Source organism: Pseudomonas sp. R62 (assembly GCF_000257605.1).
Lineage (GTDB): Bacteria > Pseudomonadota > Gammaproteobacteria > Pseudomonadales > Pseudomonadaceae > Aquipseudomonas > Aquipseudomonas atacamensis.
The window spans coordinates 2,055,471-2,056,653 of the sequence record NZ_JH635999.1 but is presented as its reverse complement, the minus strand read 5'-3'; the positions used below and the strand labels follow the sequence as shown (position 1 = coordinate 2,056,653).

The following is a 1,183-nucleotide window of genomic DNA, read 5'->3' as shown; positions in this document are numbered from 1 at the left end:
ATGCTGACGTTCTGTAGGAGCTGCCGGAGGCTGCGATCTTTTGATCTTGATCTCAAAAAACAAGATCAAAAGATCGCAGCCTCCGGCAGCTCCTTGTACAGGAGGATCGGTGTTTCTTGCTCTGAAAACAGTCTTGTCCTACAGCCTTCGCACCACCACGGCGCACGCGTTGACCCTCGTCAATGCGTGCGCCGATGTTCTGTAAGTAATTGTCGCTTAAAAACAATTGCCTCCGTGCGCGCCGCCATAGACTGCCGGCCACGTCGGTTTTTGCCGTTAGAACGCCATGACCGAACGCTGACTCGAAAGCTGCCAATAAAAGCCTCCGCACGGGAGTAATAAATGAAAAAGCTAGTGATGTTCGGTGCCCTGGCACTGTCGATGTTGTCCCTGACCGCCGTGGCCGAAGACGCCAAGCCGATCCGCATCGGTATCGAAGCCGGGTACCCGCCATTCTCGATGAAAACCCCTGACGGCAAACTCACTGGTTTTGACGTGGACATCGGTGACGCACTGTGCGCGCAGATGAAGGTTAAATGCACGTGGGTCGAGCAAGAGTTCGATGGCCTGATCCCGGCGCTGAAAGTGAAGAAGATCGACGCGATCCTGTCGTCGATGACCATCACTGACGATCGCAAGAAAAACGTCGATTTCACTATCAAGTACTACCACACCCCGGCACGTTTCGTGATGAAGGAAGGCTCGGGCGTGAAAGACCCGCTGACCGAACTCAAGGGCAAGAAAGTCGGCGTGCTGCGCGCCAGTACTCACGACCGTTACGCGACCGAAGTGCTGGTTCCGGCCGGGATCGATCTGGTGCGCTACGGTTCGCAGCAGGAAGCCAACCTCGACATGGTGTCCGGGCGTATCGACGCGATGCTCGCTGACTCGGTCAACCTCAGCGACGGTTTCCTGAAAACCGACGCCGGCAAAGGCTTCGAATTCGTCGGCCCGACCTACGAAGACGCCAAGTACTTCGGCGGCGGCGCTGGCATTGCCGTGCGCAAGGGCGATACCGCACTGGCTGAGCAGTTCAACAAAGCCATCACCGAAATCCGCGCCAATGGCGAGTACAAGAAAGTCCAGGACAAGTACTTCGACTTTGACGTGTACGGCCATTAATACGCCGTGAAAAAAAGTGGCCCCGTTTGCGCGGTGGCCACTTTTTTTATGTTCTTTTATT

General features: G+C 55.6%; 1 protein-coding gene. It reads left to right on the top strand.

What is annotated here, in order from left to right; genetic code table 11:
• Positions 1 to 342: 342 nt before the first annotated feature.
• On the top strand, positions 343 to 1,122 hold the full coding sequence (locus OQK_RS27070) for an ABC transporter substrate-binding protein (RefSeq protein WP_016775210.1): 780 nt from the start codon (positions 343 to 345) through the stop codon (positions 1,120 to 1,122).
• Positions 1,123 to 1,183: the final 61 nt, after the last annotated feature.

Bases quoted from the DNA above. Each gene is read 5' to 3' on its own strand.
- OQK_RS27070 (WP_016775210.1), top strand. From the start codon at position 343: ATGAAAAAGCTAGTGATGTTCGGTGCCCTGGCACTGTCGATGTTGTCC.